This is a genomic window from Salmonella bongori NCTC 12419 (assembly GCF_000252995.1).
Lineage (GTDB): Bacteria > Pseudomonadota > Gammaproteobacteria > Enterobacterales > Enterobacteriaceae > Salmonella > Salmonella bongori.
The window spans coordinates 1,460,334-1,478,312 of the sequence record NC_015761.1; the positions used below are offsets into that span (position 1 = coordinate 1,460,334).

19 protein-coding genes are annotated in these 17,979 nt (G+C 50.2%); 8 read left to right on the top strand and 11 right to left on the bottom strand.

The features are described 5' to 3' along the window. Window positions 1–36 precede the first annotated feature (36 nt). Complete coding sequence (locus tag SBG_RS06905; protein WP_000193714.1) at window positions 37–1,416, top strand: MFS transporter; 1,380 nt, start codon at window positions 37–39, stop codon at window positions 1,414–1,416. Between the two features lie 163 nt (window positions 1,417–1,579). Beyond that, window positions 1,580–3,046: a mannitol dehydrogenase family protein gene (locus SBG_RS06910; RefSeq protein ID WP_001180109.1), complete on the top strand. Its 1,467-nt coding sequence runs from the start codon at window positions 1,580–1,582 to the stop codon at window positions 3,044–3,046. Window positions 3,047–3,115: 69 nt separating this feature from the next. On the opposite strand, the gene ydfZ is transcribed toward SBG_RS06910, so the two are convergent. The 3 genes from ydfZ to ydfG form a co-directional block, all read right to left on the bottom strand. Beyond that, entirely contained in the window at window positions 3,116–3,319 is a 204-nt protein-coding gene (gene ydfZ, locus SBG_RS06915) for a putative selenium delivery protein YdfZ (RefSeq protein WP_000989267.1), read from the bottom strand. A gap of 179 nt (window positions 3,320–3,498) precedes the next feature. Beyond that, window positions 3,499–4,185, bottom strand: coding sequence for a GntR family transcriptional regulator (locus tag SBG_RS06920; RefSeq protein WP_000215573.1), 687 nt, complete (start codon window positions 4,183–4,185; stop codon window positions 3,499–3,501). A gap of 125 nt (window positions 4,186–4,310) precedes the next feature. Next, window positions 4,311–5,057: a bifunctional NADP-dependent 3-hydroxy acid dehydrogenase/3-hydroxypropionate dehydrogenase YdfG gene (ydfG, locus tag SBG_RS06925; RefSeq protein WP_000636577.1), complete on the bottom strand. Its 747-nt coding sequence runs from the start codon at window positions 5,055–5,057 to the stop codon at window positions 4,311–4,313. 137 nt (window positions 5,058–5,194) lie between these two features. Here ydfG and dcp point away from each other — a divergent pair, with 137 nt between their 5' ends. After that, window positions 5,195–7,234, top strand: a complete 2,040-nt coding sequence (gene dcp / locus SBG_RS06930; RefSeq protein WP_000106246.1) for a peptidyl-dipeptidase Dcp — start codon at window positions 5,195–5,197, stop codon at window positions 7,232–7,234. 344 nt (window positions 7,235–7,578) lie between these two features. Beyond that, window positions 7,579–7,761: a con-10 family general stress protein gene (locus SBG_RS06935; protein WP_000807644.1), complete on the top strand. Its 183-nt coding sequence runs from the start codon at window positions 7,579–7,581 to the stop codon at window positions 7,759–7,761. 119 nt (window positions 7,762–7,880) lie between these two features. Here SBG_RS06935 and SBG_RS06940 read toward each other — a convergent pair whose 3' ends face one another. Next, entirely contained in the window at window positions 7,881–8,408 is a 528-nt protein-coding gene (locus SBG_RS06940) for a 2-oxo-tetronate isomerase (protein ID WP_001235048.1), read from the bottom strand. A 320-nt stretch (window positions 8,409–8,728) separates the two neighbouring features. Here SBG_RS06940 and SBG_RS06945 point away from each other — a divergent pair, with 320 nt between their 5' ends. Further along, window positions 8,729–9,121, top strand: coding sequence for a YdeI family stress tolerance OB fold protein (locus tag SBG_RS06945; RefSeq protein ID WP_000776345.1), 393 nt, complete (start codon window positions 8,729–8,731; stop codon window positions 9,119–9,121). A gap of 359 nt (window positions 9,122–9,480) precedes the next feature. On the opposite strand, the gene mgtS is transcribed toward SBG_RS06945, so the two are convergent. Together mgtS and ydeE are read right to left on the bottom strand one after the other, a co-directional pair. Further along, window positions 9,481–9,576 carry a protein MgtS gene (gene mgtS, locus SBG_RS06950; RefSeq protein ID WP_000881302.1) on the bottom strand — a complete coding sequence of 32 codons (96 nt, stop codon included), beginning with the start codon at window positions 9,574–9,576 and terminating at the stop codon, window positions 9,481–9,483. A 249-nt stretch (window positions 9,577–9,825) separates the two neighbouring features. After that, window positions 9,826–11,013 carry an efflux MFS transporter YdeE gene (ydeE, locus tag SBG_RS06955; RefSeq protein WP_001068041.1) on the bottom strand — a complete coding sequence of 396 codons (1,188 nt, stop codon included), beginning with the start codon at window positions 11,011–11,013 and terminating at the stop codon, window positions 9,826–9,828. 237 nt (window positions 11,014–11,250) lie between these two features. Here ydeE and eamA point away from each other — a divergent pair, with 237 nt between their 5' ends. Beyond that, window positions 11,251–12,153: an O-acetylserine/cysteine exporter gene (gene eamA, locus SBG_RS06960; protein ID WP_077909620.1), complete on the top strand. Its 903-nt coding sequence runs from the start codon at window positions 11,251–11,253 to the stop codon at window positions 12,151–12,153. A gap of 109 nt (window positions 12,154–12,262) precedes the next feature. Here eamA and marB read toward each other — a convergent pair whose 3' ends face one another. From marB to marR, 3 genes are read right to left on the bottom strand one after another with little or no spacing between them, the layout of a single operon-like run. After that, window positions 12,263–12,481, bottom strand: coding sequence for a multiple antibiotic resistance protein MarB (marB, locus tag SBG_RS06965; RefSeq protein ID WP_015702861.1), 219 nt, complete (start codon window positions 12,479–12,481; stop codon window positions 12,263–12,265). 28 nt (window positions 12,482–12,509) lie between these two features. Further along, window positions 12,510–12,893 (bottom strand): MDR efflux pump AcrAB transcriptional activator MarA, encoded by a 384-nt coding sequence (marA, locus tag SBG_RS06970; protein WP_000091204.1) that lies wholly within the window; start codon window positions 12,891–12,893, stop codon window positions 12,510–12,512. A gap of 19 nt (window positions 12,894–12,912) precedes the next feature. After that, on the bottom strand, window positions 12,913–13,347 hold the full coding sequence (gene marR, locus SBG_RS06975) for a multiple antibiotic resistance transcriptional regulator MarR (protein ID WP_000842766.1): 435 nt from the start codon (window positions 13,345–13,347) through the stop codon (window positions 12,913–12,915). A gap of 258 nt (window positions 13,348–13,605) precedes the next feature. Here marR and SBG_RS06980 point away from each other — a divergent pair, with 258 nt between their 5' ends. After that, window positions 13,606–14,271, top strand: a complete 666-nt coding sequence (locus SBG_RS06980) for a MarC family NAAT transporter (protein WP_000968969.1) — start codon at window positions 13,606–13,608, stop codon at window positions 14,269–14,271. Between the two features lie 39 nt (window positions 14,272–14,310). On the opposite strand, the gene SBG_RS06985 is transcribed toward SBG_RS06980, so the two are convergent. Both SBG_RS06985 and ptrR read right to left on the bottom strand, forming a co-directional pair. Then, a complete protein-coding gene (locus tag SBG_RS06985) occupies window positions 14,311–15,501 on the bottom strand; it encodes a sugar transporter (protein WP_000203359.1) in 1,191 nt (396 codons plus the stop codon). A gap of 111 nt (window positions 15,502–15,612) precedes the next feature. Next, window positions 15,613–16,488, bottom strand: a complete 876-nt coding sequence (ptrR, locus tag SBG_RS06990) for a putrescine utilization regulator PtrR (RefSeq protein WP_000366529.1) — start codon at window positions 16,486–16,488, stop codon at window positions 15,613–15,615. 101 nt (window positions 16,489–16,589) lie between these two features. Here ptrR and sad point away from each other — a divergent pair, with 101 nt between their 5' ends. Next, window positions 16,590–17,978, top strand: a complete 1,389-nt coding sequence (gene sad / locus SBG_RS06995; RefSeq protein WP_000154205.1) for a succinate-semialdehyde dehydrogenase — start codon at window positions 16,590–16,592, stop codon at window positions 17,976–17,978. Window position 17,979 lies beyond the last annotated feature (1 nt).

Genomic DNA, 17,979 nt, shown 5'->3' on the forward strand with positions numbered 1-17,979 from the left:
AAGTGGTACGCATCTTACCTCTTAGAGATAGCCAATATGACCCAACAAAAACATGAACGTTCAACCAAAGATTTAATGAGAGCTGCGGTATCCGGCTGGCTTGGCACCGCGCTCGAGTTTATGGATTTTCAGCTTTATTCTCTTGGTGCCGCGCTGGTATTTCATGAGATATTTTTCCCGGAGCAGTCTGCTGCAATGGCGCTTATTCTGGCAATGGGTACCTACGGCGCGGGATATATAGCACGTATAGTGGGCGCATTTATTTTTGGCAAAATGGGCGACCGTATCGGGCGTAAAAAAGTGTTGTTTATTACCATTACGATGATGGGAATCTGTACCACTTTAATTGGGGTGCTGCCGACCTATGCCCAGATTGGCATATTTGCGCCAGTATTGCTGGTGACGTTGCGTATTATTCAGGGCCTGGGCGCCGGTGCGGAGATCTCCGGGGCAGGAACCATGCTGGCGGAATATGCGCCAAAAGGGAAGCGCGGCATTATCTCCTCCCTGGTCGCAATGGGGACAAACTGTGGTACGTTGAGTGCTACTGCTATCTGGGCGGTGATGTTCTTCGCGCTTGACCGTGAATCGCTTGTGGCTTGGGGGTGGCGTATACCGTTCCTTGCAAGCGTCGTGGTAATGATATTTGCCATCTGGCTGCGTTTGAATCTGAAAGAAAGCCCGGTTTTTGAAAAAGTGAATGAAGGTGAACATGCTCCGGCGCTGCAAAGCGCTTCTGAAAACACTTTAGGTGCTATGTTTACCAGTAAGTCATTCTGGCTGGCAACAGGGTTACGTTTTGGGCAAGCGGGTAATTCTGGTCTTATTCAGACTTTTCTTGCGGGTTATTTGGTACAGACGCTTCTGTTCGATAAAGCAATTCCGACCGATGCGCTGATGATAAGTTCAGTGATTGGTTTTATTACGATACCGCTGTTGGGATGGTTATCCGATAAATATGGTCGCCGTCTGCCTTATATTATTCTCAACATCTCTGCGATTGTTCTTGCATATCCCATGCTGTCTATTGTGGTTGATAAATCCTACAGCCCGGGCGTGATCATGACGGCGTTGATAGTCATTCATAACTTTGCCGTGTTGGGATTATTTGCCCTCGAAAACATCACAATGGCGGAAATTTTCGGCTCACGGAATCGCTTTACCCGTATGGCAATATCCAAAGAAGCGGGTGGGCTGGTGGCGGTTGGCTTCGGTCCGGTGCTGGCGGGTATTTTTTGTAATATGACGGATTCCTGGCTGCCTATTCTGGCAATGGTGATTCTTTATTCGCTGATCGGCCTCGTTTCAGCCTTATTGATGCCGGAAGTGAAAGATCGCGATCTGAGTATTCTTGAGGATGCTGCGGAAGTTAGCGCCAGAGAGAAAGTCCGGTCGTCTGTTACGCAGGCGGGGTAACACCTTCAGGATGACCAGGAGGGAACATGGCGTTTTGGTCATCCTGTCGCATAACTTAAAATGATGTTATACCAATAACCGGAACATTAATTCAAATCAAAACATACAACCATACAGGCAATACTCTTAGACAGTCCTGATAACATTCATAGTAGGTCATACCATGCAAAACAAGCTCTTATCGGCTAAGGCAACGCTGCCTTCCTACGATCGCTCTCATCTGGTAACGCGTATTGTTCATCTCGGTTTCGGTGCTTTCCACCGGGCGCATCAGGGGGTTTATACGGATATTCTCGCGGCTGAGCACAATAGCGACTGGGGATATTGTGAAGTCAATTTGATCGGCGGAGAGCAGCAAATTGCCGACCTGAAACAGCAAGATAATCTGTATACCGTCGCGGAGATGTCAGCGGATGCGTGGACCGCGCGGGTGGTTGGCGTGGTAAAAAGTGCCCTGCATGCGCAGGTTGATGGGCTGGAAACGCTCCTGGCGGCCATGTGTGAACCGCAGGTGGCAATTGTTTCATTAACGATTACGGAAAAAGGTTACTGCCATTCCCCAGCCACGGGTCAGTTGATGCTGGATCATCCGGCGATCGCCGCCGATCTGCAAAACCCGCATCAGCCAAAATCCGCACCGGGCGTGGTGGTTGAGGCGCTGGTACGCCGTAAAGCCGCCGGTTTGCCCGCCTTCACCGTCATGTCATGCGATAACATGCCTGAAAATGGTCATGTGATGCGCAATGTCGTTCTGGCATATGCTCAGGCGGTTGATGCTGAACTGGCAAAATGGATAGAACAAAACGTGACATTTCCTTCAACCATGGTCGATCGTATCGTTCCTGCTGTTACACCCGAGACGCTGGACAAAATTGAACAGCTAACCGGGGTTCGTGATCCGGCGGGCGTCGCGTGTGAGCCGTTCCGTCAGTGGGTTATTGAAGATAATTTTGTGGCGGGTCGCCCGGCATGGGAAAAAGCAGGGGCGGAGTTGGTTGCCGACGTGCTCCCGTTTGAAGAGATGAAATTGCGCATGCTTAACGGCAGTCACTCTTTCCTCGCTTATCTCGGTTATCTCGCTGGTTATCAGCATATCAATGACTGCATGGGCGACGAAAACTATCGCCGGGCGGCGCGTGCGCTGATGTTGCAGGAGCAGGCACCGACGCTGAAAGTAAAAGGGGTGGATCTGGCGCGCTATGCCGATCAACTGATCGAGCGTTACAGCAACCCGGCATTACGCCACCGTACCTGGCAAATAGCGATGGACGGTAGCCAGAAGCTACCGCAGCGGATGCTGGACTCCGTTCGCTGGCATCTTGCTAATCATAGCGATTTTGATTTGCTGGCGCTGGGCGTGGCGGGGTGGATGCGTTACGTTGGCGGCGTGGATGAGCAGGGCAAGGCGATCGACGTCAGCGATCCGCTATTGCCGGTTATTCAGCGCGCCGTGGCGAACAGTGAAGAAGGTGCCAGCCGTGTTGAGGCGCTGCTGGGAATTACCGAAATTTTCAGCACCGATCTGCCACAGTCGGTGCTATTTACACAAAAAGTGAAAACGGCCTATGACAAGTTACTGACGTACGGAGCAAAAGCGAGCGTGGCAAAATATGCTGAACGGTTGAAATAGCCCTGTCACTAACACCCGGTAGCATTATGCTACCGGGAAGAGCGGAGCGGATAGTGACGCGTCGTGGTCTCAGTTCATGCCAAGACGAATCAATTCGACAGGTGCGAATTTACCCTCACAACCTTCGACAATCACCGTTTTGCCGCGGCGAATTTGACCTGCGTCCAGACCTTCGCTCTCAATGGCTTTGATAATCCCCGTATGGCCCGTACCACTTATCATGACGCGGCTGCCAGTGGTGATTGCGTTACGGTTACGATCGTATGTCATCATGGTATTTTCTCCTTTCAAACTTACTGCTAAAGCCCGTGGGCTTACCCCAATGACGGGCGACATATAAATACGCTTATCGTTGCGTATTTTTTTTGTTTTTGATCAAGCTCACGGCTTTTTAGGCGGGAATATGCAGGGTAAGAAAGCGGAGAAGGGATCTCACCCTGAGGACAAGGCGATTAGTTTTCGCTGAACCAGTCGCTATTTTCCTGGCGGATAAGCTGAACAGATTCGCTGATCTCCTGCAGATGCCGGGTCATTGCATCCTCGACCGCAGTGCTGTCGCGTTTTTCCAGCGCGGAGAAAATCTCATGGTGCTGGCGCAGCAACATTTCCGGCGGCGAGACATGATCGAGACTCATATAACGAACCCTGTCGATCGTGGCTTTAATATTTTCAATGGTGTCCCACGCTAACTGGCAATCGGCGATCTGCGCCAGCTTTTGGTGGAAATCGTCATCAAGCTGAAAAAAGTCATCGATCTGTTTGCGCTCAATCGCGACATGTTGCAGGTGCAAGTTTTGCGCCAGCTGGTAGCACTGGCTGTCGGTGACCATCGCCGCGGCACGCCGTACTACCGCACATTCGATAGCCTGCCGTACAAAACAGCCATTCTGTACCTGGGAGAGCGAAATTTTATTCACGTAACTGCCGCGCTGAGGGCGGATCTGAATCAACCCATTTTCCGCCAGCTTAATAAAAGCCTCGCGTACCGGCTGGCGCGAAACATTAAAGCGGGTTGAGACCTCTTTTTCTGACAATGGTGTACCAGGCGGGATCAGACAATGCACGATATCACGCCGGAGAATACGGTAAATCTGCTGGTTGACAGGCTGTGTAGGGCTAAGCTGCGTTTCGACGGTCATTCGTTCTTACTTTTTAGGAGGTTGACCCGGATACTCTATCACTTTTCCGCGGTGGTCCATACCGATCATGCTCTGGTTACCGATGCGTTTGCCGTGGATAACCCGGCCTGAAGGCCGGGTATAACTTAACGACGATGAACGCTAAGCCCCGCAAAAGATTGCGTGACGGGCATCATTTCAACGGTATTAATATTCACATGCGCCGGGAGCGTCGCCACCCACCATACCGCTTCGGTAATATCCTCCGGCGTAAGCGCAGTCGTGTTCTCGTAGGTTTTCCCGGCTTTTTCATCGTCGCCTTTAAAACGTACGTTAGAAAACTCGGTGCCGCCGACCAGACCAGGCTCAATGTCGGTAACGCGCACCGCTGTGCCGTGTAAATCCGTACGCAAATTCAGGCTAAACTGGCGGACAAAAGCTTTAGTTGCACCATAGACGTTTCCCCCAGCATAGGGCCAACTACCTGCGGTCGAACCAATATTAATGATATGACCGCGATTACGCTCGACCATCCCCGGCAGCACGGCACGCGTCATATAAATCAACCCCTTATTATTGGTGTCGATCATGGTTTCCCAGTCTTCCACACTGGCTTTATGTGCCGGCTCCAGTCCCAGCGCCAGGCCCGCGTTATTAACCAGCACATCAATATCGCGCCATTGAGCTGGCAAAGAGGCCATCATCTCTTCAATGGCTGCGCGGTTGCGCACGTCCAGTTGGGCGGTCAACACGTTATCGCCAAGCTCGTCTTTTAACGCTTGCAGGCGCTCATGACGCCGTCCCGTGGCAATGACTTTATGCCCATTTTCCACAAAACGGCGTGTAATACACTCGCCAAAACCTGCGGTTGCTCCAGTTACTAAAACGATCATCACACTGTCCCTCAATGCTTTTTGTGTTTTATTACCATAGCACGCGGCGTTTGTGAAAGGGTAATCCTGGTTAACACGATTGCGGTCAGCACAGGGGAAGCTTACTCTTATTACCAACCCATATTCAGGAGTGAAGAATGTCGACGAATCCCTTTTTAGACCAGAGTATGTTGCCCTACCAGGCACCGCGTTTTGATAGGATCAAAGAATGCCATTATCGTCCTGCTTTTGACGAGGGCGTGCGGCAAAAACGTGCGGAAATTGAGGCTATCGTCAATCATCCCGCGACGCCTGATTTTACTAATACGTTTCTGGCGCTGGAGCAAAGTGGGGCGCTACTGTCGCGCGTTACCAGCGTGTTTTTTGCGATGACCGCCGCGCACACTAATGCTGCACTACAGCGTCTGGATGAAGCGTTTTCTGCCGAACTGGCAGCGCTATCTAATGATATATATCTGAATAACGCGTTATTCGCTCGTGTGGATACTGTCTGGCGGCAACGTCATTCATTGGGACTGGATAATGAATCGCTACGGCTGGTAGAGGTTATTCACCAGCGTTTTGTGCTGGCAGGCGCACAGCTTGCCGACGAGGACAAAGCGCGACTAAAGGCGTTAAATACAGAAGCCGCTACACTGATGAGCCAGTTTAACCAGCGCCTGTTGGCGGCAAATAAAGCCGGTGGGCTAACAGTCGATGACGCACATTGCCTGGAAGGACTCAGCCCGCAAGAGATAGCCGTTGCCGCCGGAGCGGCGCGTGAGAAAGGCCTGGAGAAGCGTTGGCGCATTCCGCTTCTTAATACGACGCAGCAGCCGGCGCTTGCCGTGCTGCGTGACCGCCAGACTCGTGAGAATTTATTTATGGCTTCATGGTCGCGGGCAGAAAAAGACGATGCCCACGATACTCGCGCTATTATACAGCGATTGGTGGAGATTCGCCGTTGCCAGGCAAAACTGCTGGGTTTTCCCAATTATGCTGCCTGGAAAATCGCCGATCAGATGGCGAAAACCCCGGAAGCCGCGCTGGATTTTATGCGTAGTATCGTTCCGCCAGCGCGCCAGCGGGTACTCAATGAACAGGCGGAAATCCAGAGCGTCATTGATGAGCAGGATGGTTTTCCCGTTCAGCCCTGGGACTGGATGTTTTATGCCGAACAGGTCCGGCGGGAGAAATACGCATTAGACGAAGCGCAGTTGAAACCCTATTTTGCCTTAAATAACGTGTTGCAGGAGGGCATTTTCTGGACCGCGAACCAGTTGTTCGGCATCACCTTCGTCGAACGTTATGATATTCCGGTGTACCATCCTGATGTTCGGGTCTGGGAGATTTTGGATCACGACGGCGTTGGGATGGCGTTGTTTTATGGCGATTTTTTTGCCAGAGACTCGAAAAGTGGTGGGGCATGGATGGGGAATTTTGTAGAGCAATCCACACTTAATGATACCAGACCTGTCATTTATAACGTGTGTAATTATCAAAAACCCGTGGACGGGCAGCCTGCGCTGCTGCTATGGGATGATGTTATTACGCTTTTCCATGAGTTTGGCCATACATTACACGGGTTGTTCGCTGTTCAGCGGTATGCCACGCTTTCCGGCACCAATACGCCCCGCGACTTTGTCGAGTTTCCCTCCCAGATTAATGAACACTGGGCGAGCCATCCGCAGGTATTCGAACGCTACGCGCGTCATGTTGAAAGCGGAGAAAAAATGCCTGCTGATTTGCAGGAAAGAATGCGTCAGGCGAGTTTATTTAATAAAGGCTACGATATGGCCGAATTGCTCGGCGCTGCATTACTGGATATGCGCTGGCATATGCTGGAGGACAGCGTGGCGGAGCAGTCTGTCGCCGGGTTCGAACATCAGGCGCTGGCTGCTGAGCACCTCGACTTACCGGCGGTGCCTCCCCGTTACCGCAGCAGTTACTTTGCCCATATCTTTGGCGGCGGCTACGCGGCAGGCTATTACGCTTATCTGTGGACCCAAATGTTAGCGGATGACGGTTATCAATGGTTTGTTGAACAGGGCGGGCTGACACGTGAAAATGGACAGCGTTTCAGGGATGCTATCCTTTCCCAGGGGAATAGCGCTGATTTAGACAGACTTTATTCAGCCTGGCGTGGACATGAACCGCATATTGGTCCCATGTTGCGGTATCGTGGACTTCATCACTAAGTAGATTCGGTTGTCCGACAATGTCGGGCAACCACCTCGAGAAAGGAAGCAACTGTTCCTGAGCATAGCCGTTTAAAGTGATAAGATTAAATAAACTCATTATAAAAAGATCACTCATTCGGACTTTTCTGGTTATTTTTCTGTGATAGCTTGATTGTCCTTGGTTTATTACCGTTTCGCTTTAATGGTTTTGGAAAATATATTTTATAATGGCCATGAAGTTTGCGAGAATAATGCAGAATAAATTTGACACTGTGTGCAGGGCGACTAAGTTTAGAACTGTATCACATGATATGTGATGACATATCATATTTAAAACGCAACATCATCATGAGGATTATATTATGGCAGAACATCGCGGCGGTTCCGGTAATTTCGCAGAAGATAAACAGAAAGCATCAGAGGCGGGCCGTAAAGGCGGTCAGCATAGCGGTGGAAACTTTAAAAATGATCCACAGCGTGCATCTGAAGCGGGTAAAAAAGGTGGCCAAAGTAGTCACGGCGGCGGACGTAAATCGGATAATTAATTTTATCTGATACTCCTGAAAATATATTCTGAAACATTGTGTACATCATGCGGGCCGTCAGGCTCGCATTTTTTATTATCCTGACCGCGTAATAAAATTCGCTGTCAGGATAGAGTAATCTAAGCCTTATGCGTTAATAAAAAATATAATTCAGCAAGGGCAAAACATACGCATTGTTCTAATACTTGCTGGCAATCTCCCGCAAAATGTTGTCGGGTCGTAAAGGTGGTATTGTTGATATTCCATGCAAACCAAACGGTTCCTGCCGGTGTACCATCTTCGCCGCCTTCCGGGCCACCATATCCGCTTATCGCAATACTGATATCGACGTCTGCCTGATCTTTAGCTCCTTGCGCCATTTCAGTGACAACCGCTTCGCTGACAGCGGTATATTCTGCAAGACTGCTGCGCCGTACATGCAGAACCTTTGCTTTGGCTTCATCGGTAAAGGTCACATAGCCTACGCCATAAAAAGAGGGCGTATCTTGCGCTGCACACAACGCTGAAGCCAGTTTCCCACCAGTGCAGGATTCCGCCGTAGTCAGACGTAATTGATGGCTGACCAGTAACTCGCTAAGCTTTTTTGTCAGGCTGTTAACGGAAGCCGTCTCATCCAGGGTAATAATATCGTCTTGATCTAATCTCATCGTTTATTTTCCATTACAGGGTTAAAGACATCTGCCCATTCTTTTCAAGTATGGCATATTTGTTTTGTGTCATTGCCAGGACGTGAGAATTTTATTTACTTGTGAGCAAAAACCTACCTTCCCGCTTACATGTCGGTCGTGCTAAATTTCATTGCCCAGTGTCAGAAGGGGGAGTCCTTAAAAATAAAGCCGATTAATCTGAATGTTACTTAAAAGAGTTGATTTTATTGCTTAATATTCCAGGGGGAAATGGAAGTTTGTAAAAAACTGGAATAGCGGCCAGACTTAATACGTCAAATGGACACTATTAAGGAGAGAGCATGAAACTACAGGTGGCTGCATTTTTAAGTTTTCTGATAATGCCTTACGCGTTAGCGGATGATCAAGGGGGATTAAAAAAAGACGTGGCACCGCCGCCGCCTCATGCTATTGAGGATGGTTATCGCGGTACGGATGATGCAGAAAAAATGACCATTGAGCAGGCAAAAACTCTGCATGACGGTGCGACCGTTTCGCTACGTGGCAACCTTATTGATCATAAAGGTGACGATCATTATGTGTTTCGCGATAAATCCGGCAAAATTAACGTGATAATCCCTTCTGCAGTATTTGATGGGAGAGAAGTTCAGCCGGATCAAATGATCAACATTAACGGTAGCCTCGATAAGAAAGCGAAAGAGCCCGTGGTTCGCGTGAGTCGCTTGCAAAAATAATGGATGCCAGTCGGCATACAGGCCAGTAACACCGGGGAAAGCGGCGCGCAGTGGCTGGCCTGATACGGCGGCGCGTATTGCAAAACGAGGTAAGGCGCTAACGGAAAGGGATCTGGTGTCTTATTCAGGTCCGGTTGCGTACCGTTTAACCTTCATTGATGCAGAGGGTGCTACAGTCATTAGCGATCCGTTATCCTCGCAAGAATTTGCCCGGTAGCGTATAAGCAAAACATAAATCTATCCATGCAAGCATTTACCGCTGGTGAACCGGCGGTTTTTTTTGCCCAGCATTCAGATAAAAACGGCCCCTTGCAGCGATGCGGCAAGGGGCCGTCTCTGTGAGGGATTATCTCCGTTCATTAATCATCCCATTTGTGACTGAACCAGGCGGCCAGAAAACCGGAAAATAAAATAATTCCTAATACGATGACAAAAAGGTTGATACTGGCTAACATGTCGTTTCTCCTTATTTTTTGCGTGCATCCTCTTTTTCTAAAAAAGTCTCGTACAGACTATAGTACTAATTTACACTTAAACAAAGTCTGAATTGCGTATTTATTTTACTGGAACAGTAAAACATTGGCGTATTTTCGTAAGCGCCCAGGAATATTCCGGATTAATGGCATCCGGAGTCGGCAATTAGCCTGCAATGGATACGGTTAAACTGTGCGCCAGATACGGTGCACATTATCGGTTGCCAGGTATTAACAGACGATTTTCCGTTCCGGCTTGGGTAATCGCATCCCCTTTAACGCCAGCGCCCAGGCGCACATAATCGAACATATCAGGACAACGAACAGAGACCATGCGGGAAGCGTCGTCAGGATCACGCCGCTGACAAGCGGGTTTACTGACGCACCCAGCCAACCCAACGATTGTGCTGAAAAATAACTGGCTTTCATGCCGGCCGGCGCGATGTTGTCAATTAACATATATTCGCCAGGAGCATAAATAATTTCTCCAATCGTAAATATAGCCGCTGAAAGTCCCCAAAAAAGCAGATTGTTGCCTGAAAAAATAAATCCGATGAGTCCGGCAACGAAAAAGAATGTTCCTGCCGTCATCATCGGGCGGATATTAACGGCGGTAAGCCGGCGACCCACAACATATTGTAAACTGACCACAATAACCGCATTCACCGGTAGAACGACAGCCACCACTTTTTCCGCGAAGCCGCTATCGGCAACGACCATAACGTACTGTGAAATACAGGAAGCGAATGCGCCTCCCACAAAGGAGGCCAGACATGCTGAAAGCGTAAACCACAATAATGCCTTGTCACGTAGCAAAACGGAGGGAGACCAGATATCAGCGGTTTTCCCTTCGCTGGCAGCCACCGATCGGGTCACCCATAGCTGAATGAAAACCACCGGAAATGCGGAACAAACTGCGGCAAGCCAGAAGGGTAAATTGATGCTTTGCATCACCAGTAGCGTGCCGAGCGGCGGGCCAACCGTCCAGCCGATATTGAGTACGGTATAATTGAGTGAAAAAATCCGCGTTTTTGTCGTGGCGGTGAGGTTATCGGCGAACCAGGCCTTCAGGACGGTAGAAAAAACCGAATAGGCGCAGTTAATGAGCGCAAAAAGCAGGACAACCAGGACCACATTATGCACCATGGGGATAGCAACAAATCCGCAGGCGAAAGCGATGATCGCAAGTAACATGTAGCGCTTTTTATCAAACTTATCCGCCAGAATGCCAAAGCCAAGACTAAAAACGACGCCGATCGTTAACGCGCTTGTTAACGCGTAGCCAATGAGATCCACGCCCAAATCATACTGGCGATTAAGATAGATGGTCATAAAAGGGAGCGTGGCGCCACGTCCAATCGTCAATAACAGCGATGAGGCAAGCAAAGCCAGCGTCGAACGTTTCAATCCTGGATTCATTTTTCCTGCCTGAAATGGCGTTTACGTTTCGGGACGTTTTCATCTGTCATGCCAGCAATCGCATGACAAAAGCGTGAACTCTATGCGCTACAGTACAGCATTAACATACCATAGCGCAGGAATTTGCCCACTCTGTGTCGTCCAGTGCCCTGCTTGCGATAGCAAGAAAAGTTCTGTTACGGGAACGTGATTTCCGCTAACTTACTTCTTTACAAAAATTTAATAACTAAGAGGCCACTGATGACACGTAAAGACGGGTTTCTGGCATTACTGGTGGTGATCGTATGGGGACTTAATTTTGTCGTCATCAAAGTAGGGCTACACCATATGCCACCCTTATTACTGGCAGGATTGCGATTTTTACTGGTGGCATTTCCCGCCATTTTCTTCGTTGGCCGGCCTAAAGTTCCGCTTATGCTGTTGTTGGGGTATGGGCTGACAATAAGTTTTGGGCAGTTTGCGTTCCTCTTTTGCGCGATCAAGTTTGGTATGCCCGCAGGTCTGGCGTCGTTGATATTACAGGCGCAGGCATTTTTTACCATTGTGTTGGGGGCATTTGCTTTTGGCGAGCGCTTACAGCGTAAACAGGTGGCAGGGATCGCCCTGGCGATTGTTGGCGTACTGGTACTGATTGAAGCCAGCCTGAATGGACAGCACATTGCGATGTCAGGATTTATGCTGACTTTGGCAGCCGCATTTTGTTGGGCCTGCGGTAATATCTTTAATAAGAAAATCATGCAACATAGTCCGCGTCCTGCGGTGATGTCGCTGGTGGTCTGGAGCGCGCTGATTCCCATTCTGCCGTTCCTGCTGTCCTCATGGTGGCTGGAAGGCGCGGAGCACATTACACAAAGCCTTATTGCCATTGATATGACAACAATACTGTCGCTGCTCTATCTGGCTTTTGTCGCTACTATCATTGGTTACGGTATTTGGGGCGCGTTACTGGGGCGCTATGAAACCTGGCGTGTGGCACCATTATCATTGTTGGTACCGGTTGTTGGGTTAGCCAGCGCCGCGGTGTTACTGGGTGAAACGTTGACCGCAATGCAACTTGCAGGCGCAGTGCTGATTATGGCTGGGCTCTATATCAATGTGTTTGGTTTTCGTGTGCGTCGTACCGCGCGCGTCAGGGGATGAGCGGAGTTTCATATAGATTATGCCGCCGCCATGATGCGAATCGATAATGACAGACGTGTCATAGCCAAACGGCACTGAAAAAGAGCCCCGTAAAAACGGGGCAAATAAGTTAAAGGTGATGCTCGTTGTAATAGGGCACGCCTAATTCGTCTGACTTATCGCTACTCGCGTTCACAGGGCTGAGGTCATTTGATGGCCGATCGTCAACGGAGGGCTGGAGCATCACGTTACGGCTATTTTGTGTAGCGGGTAATAACGTTTGTTCTGCAATGCCATATCCAGAGGCAATAAGTAACAGTCCTGGCAATGCGGGAAATAGCATTTTCATGGTGCATTTTGCGTAGCGCATATTCAAACTAACAATTGCCATGGTTCAGTGGCAGTATATACCGTGATTCGCCATGCATATTGGTGATTCGGTATTTATGCGGTGGCACGTCAAAATAGTTTTTGAACGTCCGGGTCAATGTTTGCTGTGACTCAAAGCCATAGCGCTCCGCCAGATAGAGAATAGGCTCGTCGCTCTCTTTTAATTTTTGCGCGATTTCCGTCATTTTACGGCTGCGGATGTACTGGCCTAATGAATGACCGGTCTCTTTTTTAAACATCCGTTGCAGGTGCCATTTGGAGTATCCTGAACGCTCAGACACTTTTTCCAGTGAGAGCGGCGATTCCAGGTTATCCTCGATCCAGTCCAAAATGCTATGAACAGTAATAGCGTCAGTGTTGCGTCTGGACATCGTCATACCTCTTTTTGTTCTACGGCAGAATTTTCTTGAGCAAATACTCAAGTGTTGCCACTTCATCCGCCGTTAAGTTTTTTGTTAATTCCTGATGCAGGTCTTGTCCTGGTCGTTGATGACATTGCTCACAAATTGCCGCGCCGTCTGGCGTTAGCTTCACCAGCACGCCGCGTTTGTCATTCGGATTTGGCAACCTCTCGATCCAGCCCTTGCAGAGCAGACGGTCAAGCATCCGCGTCAATGCGCCGAGATCGACAGACAGTACTTTTTTTAGTTCAACCGGAGTAATGCATCCCGCGCAGCGTATCGAGCAAAGCACTTTAAACTGCGATGCGGTGATATCCAGCGGGGATAAGTAGTCGTTTAACAGGCGATCTTTTTTCTGATTAACCATGTAGATCAAGCGACCCAGCGGAATCATTTCATTGAACAGATCACGGCTGCTTTTCAAAATGGTTGCCCCGGCAAGTAATTAATTGCGCCAGATACTATTGCCCAGGCAAGTATAAGTCAACTGAATGAATTAACCGATGCCACAATTTGCTAAAAGGCGTACAGGGTAATGTGCTGCGATAGCTTGTAACCAATTGATAATTACAGGTTATAAGTCACGGAAAGTATTGATTCGCGCACCGATAAAATGGCACAGTGAGCCAGTTTCACTTTATACTTCCGCTTCAGGAAACGCTGATGGGTGAGAGATAGGATTATGATGGATTTATTTAAAGCGATTGGATTGGGGCTGGTTGTACTGCTCCCGTTAGCCAATCCGCTGACCACCGTGGCGCTGTTTCTTGGCCTTGCGGGCAACATGAATAGCGCGGAACGTAACCGGCAGTCGTATATGGCCTCTGTCTATGTCTTCGCCATTATGATGGTGGCGTATTATGCCGGGCAGCTAGTCATGAACACCTTCGGTATTTCCATTCCAGGATTACGCATTGCCGGGGGATTAATTGTGGCGTTCATCGGCTTCAGAATGCTTTTCCCGCAGCAAAAGGCGCATGAGTCGCCGGAAGCGAAAAGCAAGTCTGAGGAACTGGCAGATGAACCGACGGCCAATATTGCCTTTGTTCCACTGGCAATGCCAAGTACGGCGGGACCGGGGACAATCGCAATGATCATCAGTTCGGCGTCTACCGTGCGTCATGGCGGTGAGTTTCCAGACTGGGTCATTACGGTTGCGCCGCCCATTATTTTTCTTGCCGTGGCGGTGATCCTGTGGGGATGTTTGCGCAGTTCCGGTGCGATTATGCGGCTGGTGGGGAAGGGGGGAATTGAAGCCATTTCCCGTTTAATGGGATTCCTGCTGGTGTGTATGGGCGTACAATTTATTATCAACGGCGTACTGGAAATTATTAAAACGTATCACTAAGGCATATTTTTCGCTGCCGTGAATCCGGCAGCGAATGCCTTAACGTGGCTGTTCCTCCAGCGTCACGGGCCATTTGCGGAATATCAGTATTGCCCATACCAGTGCGGCAAAGGCGGGTACGGCGCCAATGTAGCCGATGGCCGACATTGACCAGTGCAGACTTACCTGATTGCCCACCAGCGCGCCAGCGCCAATGCCAATATTAAAGATGCCTGAAAATAGCGCCATCGCGACATCGGTTGCATCCGGGGCCAGCGCCAATACTTTCACCTGCATACCGAGCCCTATCACCATAATCGCAATTCCCCAGAAAATACTCAGTATGGCCAGATGTGCTTCGCTATCCGCTGCGGGCATCAGCAGAAGCAGGCACGTAACCAGCAGGGCAATGGCGCCACTGACGAGCGAGGAGGCATACTGATTACCCAGTTTACCAAAGACGAGGCTGCCGATGATCCCGGCGCCGCCCAGGATCAGCAGCAGGACCGTCGCAAAATTTGCGCTAAGCCCGGCTACGTTCTGGACAAACGGTTCAATATAGCTATAAGCCGTGTAATGCGCGGTCACCACAATGACAGTCAGTATGTAGAGACTCATCAGCGCGGGGCGCCGGAATAATAATGGTAAACTTTTCAGCGAGCCGGAATGCTCGCTGGGTAATTTCGGTAAGAGTTTAACCAGACAGAGCAACGTCATTAATGCGCCTATGCCAATGGCAAAAAACGTCGTGCGCCAGCCAAAATACTGGCCGACAACGCGACCTATAGGCAGACCAAGCACCATGGCCAGCGCGGTGCCGGTTGCTATCAGACTTAATGCCTGCGCACGTTTGCCGGCAGGGGCCAGGCGGATTGCCAGAGACGCGGTTATCGACCAGAAAATAGCGTGAGCGAAAGCGATGCCGATACGGCTAATGACCAGGACGGTAAAGTTCCACGCCAGAAACGAGAGCACATGACTGGCAATAAACAGCACAAACAGACCGATGAGTAGTTTCCGTCGCTCCATTTGACTGGTAAGGAGCATAAAAGGCAGCGACATAACCGCAACGACCCAGGCGTAAATGGTCAGCATGATGCCGACCTGCGCAGTCTGCATATGAAAGCTTTCGGCAATATCTGACAGCAAGCCGACGGGGACGAATTCCGTGGTATTGAAAATAAAAGCGGCAATAGCAAGCGTAACTACCCGTAGCCACGCGATCTTGCGGGAAACTGGATTGCTGGTCATAAGAATATTTTGGGTTAGTTGCGAAAAGGTGAGGCGACGATCTTAAAACGTTTACTGGCGAAAAGACAAACATTTTGTGAGCGATATCTCATTTACTTTAAGGCTGTTTTATCATCTGTTGACGTCCGCCCGTTGGGCGTTAAGTAACTCAATAAATGCTTCAAGCTGTCGCGTCATCGCTCCGCGCCGCCATATTAGCCATGTGGTGAGCCAGCGCCAGTTCTCCGCCAACGGCCAGGCTTCCACCTGATGATGCCCCGGCATACTGTTAAGCATGCTCGCTGGCATCAGCGCAATACCTGCACCGGCGATTACACACGCCAACATCCCATGATATGACTCCATTTCGTGAATCGTACCGGGGGTTGCGCTATCGGCATGAAACCAGCTTTCGAAATGCCGCCGGTAAGAGCAGTTGGCGCGAAAAGCGTAGATATTACATCCGTTAACATCACTTGCCCGCGAAACGGCAGGGTAGCCATGCGGCGTGACGAGCATCATCTCTTCCTGGTAGACTGGCATACCTTCCAGTCCCGGATGCATCAGTGGGCCATCAATAAAGGCGGCGTTCAGCTTTCCCTCAAGTACCCCCTCCAGCATAGTACCGGAAGGACCGGTCGTTAACGAGAACTGAATTTTAGGGTAACGCTGATTATATCCTGCCAGCAACGCAGGAATACGTACGGCAGCGGTGCTTTCCAGCGCGCCGAGCGAAAACAGCCCTTGCGGTTCCTCTCCGGCAACCACCATGCGAGCTTCATCGACCAGCGCCAGGATTTGTTGGCTGTAACGCAAAAAGTTATGTCCGGCTGGGGACAGTCTGAGGCGCTGGTGTTCGCGAATAAACAGAGAAACACCCAGATCGGCTTCAAGCTGGCGGATACGCGTTGTCAGGTTGGACGGGACACGATGCACTTTTGCCGCCGCCTGCGTAATGCTACCCGTCAGGGCGACAGCGTTAAACATTTCCAGTTGCGTCAGGTCCATGATTTTCTCATTTTGTGAATGGTCTGGTTAATATTATTCATTTTTCAGAAAGGGTAAAGGACGTCATGATGACTTCACACCTTGATAACGAGAGAAAGAACATGACCATACTGACCCCCACACAGGCGTTATCCATTGATCCTGCGACCGGACAGACGATATCAACGATGTCCTGGTCCACGCCACAAGAGATTGAACAAGCGTTAAATCTGGCGGCCAACGATTTCAACACGTGGAAAATGTTACCCGTCGCGCAACGAGCGCAAAAATTACGCGATATTGGCCAGGCGCTTCGCGTTCACGCAGAAGAAATGGCGCAATGTATTACGCGTGAAATGGGGAAACCCATCAAACAGGCGCGGGCGGAAGTCACCAAATCCGCCGCGCTATGCGACTGGTATGCAGAACACGGTCCGGCAATGCTGAATTCTGAACCTACGCTGGTAGAAAATCAGCAGGCTGTCATTGAATATCGTCCGCTGGGCGTCATTCTGGCGATAATGCCATGGAATTTTCCTTTATGGCAGGTATTACGTGGGGCGGTACCGATACTGTTGGCGGGGAATTGCTATGTGTTGAAGCACGCCCCCAATGTGACCGGCTGCGCGCAGATGATCGCCCGAATCTTTACGAAAGCCGGTATTCCTGCGGGCGTCTATGGATGGGTGAACGCCAGTAATGAGGGCGTGAGTCAAATGATTAACGATCCGCGAATCGCAGCGGTGACGGTGACCGGCAGCGTGCGCGCCGGTGCGGCGATTGGCGCTCAGGCTGGGGCGGCTTTGAAAAAATGCGTACTGGAACTGGGCGGGTCCGATCCGTTTATCGTGCTCAACGATGCCGATCTCGATTTGGCAGTAAAAGCCGCGGTTGCAGGGCGTTATCAAAACACCGGACAAGTTTGCGCCGCCGCTAAACGTTTTATCGTCGAAGAGGGCATTGCGCAGGCATTTACCGATCGCTTTGTCGCGGCGGCCGCGGCATTAAAAACAGGGAATCCATTGATCGAAGAGAACGATCTGGGGCCGATGGCGCGCTTCGATCTGCGTGATGAACTTCATCAACAGGTTCAGGCTTCTGTTGCTGAAGGCGCACGGCTGTTGTTAGGCGGTGAGAAAATCGCAGGCGAGGGCAACTATTATGCCGTAACCGTGCTGGCTGATGTCACACCTGAGATGACAGCATTTCGTCAGGAGCTTTTTGGCCCTGTCGCCGCCATTACCGTTGCAAAAGATGCAGAGCATGCTCTTGCGCTGGCAAATGACAGCGATTTTGGCTTGTCGGCGACAGTCTTCACCAACGATGAGAGGCTGGCTCAGGAGATGGCGGCACGTCTGGAGTGCGGCGGGGTATTTATCAATGGGTACAGCGCCAGCGATGCGCGTGTGGCATTCGGCGGGGTGAAAAAGAGTGGTTTCGGGCGCGAGCTTTCGCACTTCGGTTTACACGAATTTTGTAATGTGCAGACCGTCTGGAAGAACCGCGTCTAAT

Excerpts from the sequence above, each read along its gene's own strand:
- SBG_RS06905 (WP_000193714.1), top strand. The coding sequence starts at position 37 with ATGACCCAACAAAAACATGAACGTTCAACCAAAGATTTAATGAGAGCT.
- SBG_RS06910 (WP_001180109.1), top strand. The coding sequence starts at position 1,580 with ATGCAAAACAAGCTCTTATCGGCTAAGGCAACGCTGCCTTCCTACGAT.
- ydfZ (WP_000989267.1), bottom strand. The coding sequence starts at position 3,319 with ATGATGACATACGATCGTAACCGTAACGCAATCACCACTGGCAGCCGC.
- SBG_RS06920 (WP_000215573.1), bottom strand. The coding sequence starts at position 4,185 with ATGACCGTCGAAACGCAGCTTAGCCCTACACAGCCTGTCAACCAGCAG.
- ydfG (WP_000636577.1), bottom strand. The coding sequence starts at position 5,057 with ATGATCGTTTTAGTAACTGGAGCAACCGCAGGTTTTGGCGAGTGTATT.
- dcp (WP_000106246.1), top strand. The coding sequence starts at position 5,195 with ATGTCGACGAATCCCTTTTTAGACCAGAGTATGTTGCCCTACCAGGCA.
- SBG_RS06935 (WP_000807644.1), top strand. The coding sequence starts at position 7,579 with ATGGCAGAACATCGCGGCGGTTCCGGTAATTTCGCAGAAGATAAACAG.
- SBG_RS06940 (WP_001235048.1), bottom strand. The coding sequence starts at position 8,408 with ATGAGATTAGATCAAGACGATATTATTACCCTGGATGAGACGGCTTCC.
- SBG_RS06945 (WP_000776345.1), top strand. The coding sequence starts at position 8,729 with ATGAAACTACAGGTGGCTGCATTTTTAAGTTTTCTGATAATGCCTTAC.
- mgtS (WP_000881302.1), bottom strand. The coding sequence starts at position 9,576 with ATGTTAGCCAGTATCAACCTTTTTGTCATCGTATTAGGAATTATTTTA.
- ydeE (WP_001068041.1), bottom strand. The coding sequence starts at position 11,013 with ATGAATCCAGGATTGAAACGTTCGACGCTGGCTTTGCTTGCCTCATCG.
- marB (WP_015702861.1), bottom strand. The coding sequence starts at position 12,481 with ATGAAAATGCTATTTCCCGCATTGCCAGGACTGTTACTTATTGCCTCT.
- marA (WP_000091204.1), bottom strand. The coding sequence starts at position 12,893 with ATGTCCAGACGCAACACTGACGCTATTACTGTTCATAGCATTTTGGAC.
- SBG_RS06980 (WP_000968969.1), top strand. The coding sequence starts at position 13,606 with ATGATGGATTTATTTAAAGCGATTGGATTGGGGCTGGTTGTACTGCTC.
- SBG_RS06985 (WP_000203359.1), bottom strand. The coding sequence starts at position 15,501 with ATGACCAGCAATCCAGTTTCCCGCAAGATCGCGTGGCTACGGGTAGTT.
- ptrR (WP_000366529.1), bottom strand. The coding sequence starts at position 16,488 with ATGGACCTGACGCAACTGGAAATGTTTAACGCTGTCGCCCTGACGGGT.
- sad (WP_000154205.1), top strand. The coding sequence starts at position 16,590 with ATGACCATACTGACCCCCACACAGGCGTTATCCATTGATCCTGCGACC.